This is a genomic window from Nocardia sp. NPDC004722 (assembly GCF_053601505.1).
Window position 1 is genome coordinate 1 of sequence record NZ_JBSGBY010000616.1, and the last position, 4,890, is coordinate 4,890.

Consider the following 4,890-nt stretch of genomic DNA (forward strand, 5'->3'; position numbering starts at 1 on the left):
CGGGGGCCATCGATCCCGAACTGTCGCATCGGCTCTTCGGTCTGGAGGCGATGACGTCCGCATTGATCACGGGGGAACTGACACGTGGCATGGAGGAAGGTTGGATCCGTCCCGACATCGACCCGGAAGTGCTGGGGCACACCATCTTCACCATGGCCGGGCCGTGGATCGTGCGGGAACTGCTGGGCGCGGGCAGTCCGGCCCTCCGCGCGCGCAGCATGAGCGTGGCGCTGAGCCTGGTGGAGAAGACGCTGCGCCCGCCGGCGGCCGGACCCGCATCGAGCGCCGCCGCGGCGAATTGATCTCGGCGGCCTACGAATTGGTGCTGACCCGGGGTTTCCGCGGCATCGGCGTGGACGATATCGCGGCCGCCGCCGGGGTCAGCCACGGCACCTTCTACAACTATTTCACCAACAAGCGCGACATCCTCGACGCCGTCATCGACCACTGCTTCACCCAACTCCGCGACCGGGTCCTGGGCCCCGAGGGCGACGAGCCCCCGACCTCCATGGACGCCTTCTGCGCCCGCTACGCCCGCGTCATCGACCGCCTCTACGACCTGGTAGCCACCGAACCCGGCCTGGTCCACTTCTTCCTGATGGAAGCCTCCGCCATCGACGACCGAGTATTACAGCGCTGCATGCACAACGCCCACGGCTACGCCGAACAATCAGTGGACATCATCCGCCACGGCATCACCGCAGGCTACCTCGACCCCGGCCTCGACCCGCACATCGCCGGCGAAGTCCTACTCTCAGTCCTGGTCTCCGCCCTGCTCTCAGCGCTACGAGCAGGCTCGGACGGACTCACCCAACTCCGAGTCCGCGACCAGTCGACCGCCTTCCTCCGCCTGGCCCTGTCCCCGGACTGAGACCCCGGCGGAGTCCGCTCACCGGCGCAGCAGCACGAGCCCGTTCTGCGCGATCAGCACCAGATTCGCGATCAACTGGGTGAGCATGAACGCGTAGTAGGGGCGGCGGCTGCGGTGACGAGGATCGGCGAAAGTGGTTGTGCGCGTGGTCACCACGACCGCGAGGGCCCCGGCGACCAGGACCACCGCCACCACCGCCAGCCGCGGCAGGAGGAACGCGGCGGTGATCGCTGCGGCCGCGAAAACGACGGCCGTCCCCGTCACGATGCGGCGCACGGTGGCCTCGGGCAGCAGCGCCACCAGCGTCCAAGGGCGAGACTCGCGGTCCCCGGCCACATCCGAGAAGTCCTTGACGTTCACCCCGATCAGCCCCATCCACGCGGCCATCAGCACCGCGAGCGCGAGCAGCGTGGCCGAGGGCCGGACCTCGGCGGCGAGGGCACCGGCCACGTAGATGAGCACGCCGACGCCGAAGACGCTCAGCGCCGAACCGGGAAAGCTGCGGCTGAGCTTGATCGGCTGAGCCGAATACAGATAGCCGAGCAGCAGATACACCAGCAGCACCGGCACGGTCGCGAGGTCCGGCAGCGTCAACACGACCGACAGCACGGCGGCCGCGGCCGCGATGCGTCCGGCGCGCACCGGATCCAGGTCACCGCGGCCGATCGGGCGACCGACACCGTTGATGCGGTCGGCCTCCGCGTCGGCCACCCCGTTGTAGACATAGATCGCGAAGGTCGCCAGCACCCACGCCAGCAACCGCAACGGATAGGCCGCGCCGAAGACGGGGTCCGCCCCGGAGGCCGCGCCGAGCAGGCTTCCGGCGACGAATCGCAGCGCGAACATGGCCTGCACGATCGGACGGCTTTCCGCCACAGCGAATCCGAGATTCTTCGGCAGGCTGCGCGGCGTTGCGGTCGGGTTGGTCACCAGGGGCTTTCGGGTCGAGCGTCAGAGCATTTCCAAGATCATCGCATTCGCTTGGCCGCCGGATTCGCACATGGTTTGGAGGCCGTAGCGGGCGCCGCGTTCGCGCAGTGCGTGCAGGAGGGTCGCGGTGATGCGGACGCCGCTCGCGCCGAGGGGGTGGCCCAGGGAGATCGCGCCGCCGTGGACGTTGACGCGGTTCAGGTCGGCCCCGGTTTCCCGGGCCCAGGCCAGCACGACGCTGGAGTAGGCCTCGTTGACTTCGAGCAGATCGATGTCGGAGAGGTGAAGTCCGCTGTGCTTCAACACCTTCTCGGTGGCGGGGATGACCGCGGTGAGCATGAGGAACGGGTCGTCGCCGACGGCGATGTGGCTGCGGATGCGGGCCAGCGGGGTCAGGCCGAGCTTGCGGGCGTTCTCGCTGGTCGTCACCATTACCGCCGCGCTGCCGTCGCCGAGCTGGCTGGCATTGCCCGCGGTGATGTGCCATTGGATCTCGGGGAAGCGGGCGGCGATCGCGTCATTGCGGAACGCCGAGGGCAGCGCGCCGAGTCCCGTTGCGCTGGCGTCGAATCGGATGGCCTCGTCGAGGGCCAGCTGGTTGATCGGCGGGGTCAGCTCGGCGTCGAAATGGCCGTTCTTGGTGGCGTCGGCGGCGCGGCGGTGGCTCTCGAGCGCGTAGTCGTCGAGCTGGGCGCGGCTGAATCCCCAACGCGCGGTGATGAGTTCGGCGCTGATGCCCTGCCATGGCACGCCCTGCGGATACCGTTCCAGGAACGCCGACCCGGTGAGGTTGTCGGCGTCGAGCAGGCTGGTGCCCATGGGAATTCGGCTCACCGATTCCACCCCGGTGGCGATCACCAGCTCGCAGTCGCCCGCGATCACCGCGTGCGCGGCGAAACGCAAGGCCTGCTGGCTCGCGCTGCACTGGCGGTCGATGGTGCTGGCGGGCACCGACTCCGGCAGCCCGGCCGCCAGCGCCGCACGGCGGGTCACATTGGTCGCCTGCTCGCCGACCTGACTGACCACGCCGCCGATCACCTCGTCGACGAGCCCGGGTTCGATCCCCGCCTCGGCGACCACCGCGCGCAGACTGTGCGCCATCAGATCCACCGGGTGCACGCCGTCGAGCGCGCCGCCCTGCTTGCCCCGGCCGATCGGCGTGCGGACCGCCGCGACGATGACCGCGTCGCGCCTGCTCATCGCGGGATCCCCAGCACCCGGCGCATGGTGGCGAGTTTGGCGGAGGTCTCGGCGAATTCGGTGTCGACGCGGCTGCGCGACACGATGCCGCCGCCGGCGCGCAGCGTCAGATGCCCACGGTGCGAATCGAGTTCGAGCCCGCGCAACGCCATGTGGAACTCGCAGTCGCCCGCGGCGTCGAGCCAGCCGACCAGCCCGCCGTAGTACGCCCGCGCCGATTCGTACCCGGCGATCATGCGCCGCGCCTCCTCCTGCGGGACGCCGCAGACGGCGGGGGAGGGATGCAGCGTCGCGACCAGGTCGGCGACCGGCGTCTCGTCGTCGAGCAGCCGGGCGGTGATGGGAGTTCCCAAGTGCCACAGGCCCGGAGCGGTCACCAGTTCGGGTTCGTCGGGGTAGTCGAGGTCCGCGCAGAACGGGGCCAGCCCCTTGACCATGAAGTCGACCAGATGCCGGTGCTCGGCGAGGTACTTCTCGTCGAACAGCAGCGCCTGGGCGCGGCCGCGATCCTCGGATTCGGGCAGGCGGGTATCGCGGGTGACGGTCCCGGCCAGCGGCGTCATGGTGATCGTGTAGCTGGTCTTGCGCAGGAACAACTCCGGGCTCGCGCCCATCGTGTACACGCCCGGATGATCCAGGTGTTCGACGAAGTAGTTGCGTGCGTTCGGGTACAGCGCCGCGATCCGCTCGAAGAGGCGGACCGGGTCCACGACACCGTCGTAGAAGTAGCGTTCCGACCGCGCGATGACGATCTTCTCGAGCGCCGAATCCGGCGACCGCAACAGTGCCAGTGCATCGTCGATCAGGCGCAGGTAGCTCGCGATCGAGGCGTCGTTGAAGTCGATGTCGGCGCGAAAGTGAGCCGCCGCGTTGGTCTTCGAGTCGGCGCCAGGCCGGGGAGCGGTGCGCCAGCCCAGATACAGCGAGTGATTGGCGGTGTCGTCGTCGAACGGGATGGACCCGGCGACGAGATCACCGTAGTTGCCCGCGCGCACCGCGGCCTCGGCCTCGGTGAGGCTGTGATAGCAGATCAGCGGGCCGTCGAGGCCCACCGGGCCGTTCGCGCCGCCGAGGCGAAATCGCACTGGTTCACGCACGCGCGGGCTCCGTTCCGGTTGTCAGCCGGGCGTGGACGGCGCGGCGGTCGATCTTCGAATTGGGCAGCAGCGGCAGTTCGCTGCCGAGGATGAAGCGCTTCGGGACGGCGGCGCGGCCCAGCCGCTGCCGCACCCGGTCGCGCAGCAGTTCCGGTTCCGGCATCGGAACACCTTGCCGCGGTACCACATACGCGCCGACGAGTTCACCCCATTCGGGGTCGGGGACGCCCATGACCACGACGGACGCGATGGCGGGCACCTCGGCCAGGGCCTGTTCGATGGCGATCGCGGAGACCTTGACGCCGCCGGTGTTGATGAGGTCGTCGATCCGGCCGGTCGGTACGAGCACGCCGTCGGTGAGCGATCCGCGGTCGGCGGTGCGGTACCAGCGGGTCCCTCCTTCGGTGTAGAAGGGCGAGTCGGCCGCGGACTCCAGGTAGCCGTCGGCGATCACGTCGCCGCCGAGGTGGATGATGTCGTCGATGACGCGCACCTCGACCCCGGCCAGCGGGACCCCGTCGTAGACGCAGCCGCCGCAGGTCTCGGTCATGCCGTAGGTCACCACGGCGTCGGTCACTTCGCGCAGCCGGCGATCGGTCGCCTCGTCCAGGCGGGCCCCACCGATCAGCACGGTGTCGAAAAGGCCCAGCGCGGCGCGGGATTCGGGATCGGCGAGCAGCCGCGACACCTGGGTGGGCACCAGCGAGGTGTAGCGCCGCCCGGCGGGCATGCGGTGCGCCGCGTCGGCGAACACGGCCGGATCGAAACGGCCCTCGCGCAGCGTCGCGACCC

The 4,890-nt window shown here is 69.7% G+C and carries 5 protein-coding genes and 1 pseudogene; 2 read left to right on the plus strand and 4 right to left on the minus strand.

From position 1 onward, the window contains the following. Window positions 1–302, plus strand: a pseudogene (locus ACWELQ_RS38090) (hypothetical protein); the annotation flags it as partial. After that, complete coding sequence (locus ACWELQ_RS38095; RefSeq protein ID WP_452401869.1) at window positions 299–871, plus strand: TetR/AcrR family transcriptional regulator; 573 nt, start codon at window positions 299–301, stop codon at window positions 869–871. The pseudogene ACWELQ_RS38090 and the gene ACWELQ_RS38095, both read left to right, overlap by 4 nt. Window positions 872–889: 18 nt before the next feature. Here ACWELQ_RS38095 and ACWELQ_RS38100 read toward each other — a convergent pair whose 3' ends face one another. The 4 genes from ACWELQ_RS38100 to ACWELQ_RS38115 all read right to left on the minus strand — a co-directional run. Further along, window positions 890–1,801, minus strand: coding sequence for a UbiA family prenyltransferase (locus ACWELQ_RS38100; protein ID WP_452401870.1), 912 nt, complete (start codon window positions 1,799–1,801; stop codon window positions 890–892). Between the two features lie 21 nt (window positions 1,802–1,822). After that, a complete protein-coding gene (locus tag ACWELQ_RS38105; protein WP_452401871.1) occupies window positions 1,823–3,001 on the minus strand; it encodes a thiolase family protein in 1,179 nt (392 codons plus the stop codon). Further along, on the minus strand, window positions 2,998–4,098 hold the full coding sequence (locus ACWELQ_RS38110; RefSeq protein WP_452401872.1) for an isochorismate synthase: 1,101 nt from the start codon (window positions 4,096–4,098) through the stop codon (window positions 2,998–3,000). The genes ACWELQ_RS38105 and ACWELQ_RS38110 overlap by 4 nt, the downstream gene beginning before the upstream one ends. Next, a partial coding sequence (locus ACWELQ_RS38115; RefSeq protein WP_452401873.1) for an AMP-binding enzyme occupies window positions 4,091–4,890 on the minus strand: 800 nt, incomplete at its 5' end. The genes ACWELQ_RS38115 and ACWELQ_RS38110, both read right to left, overlap by 8 nt.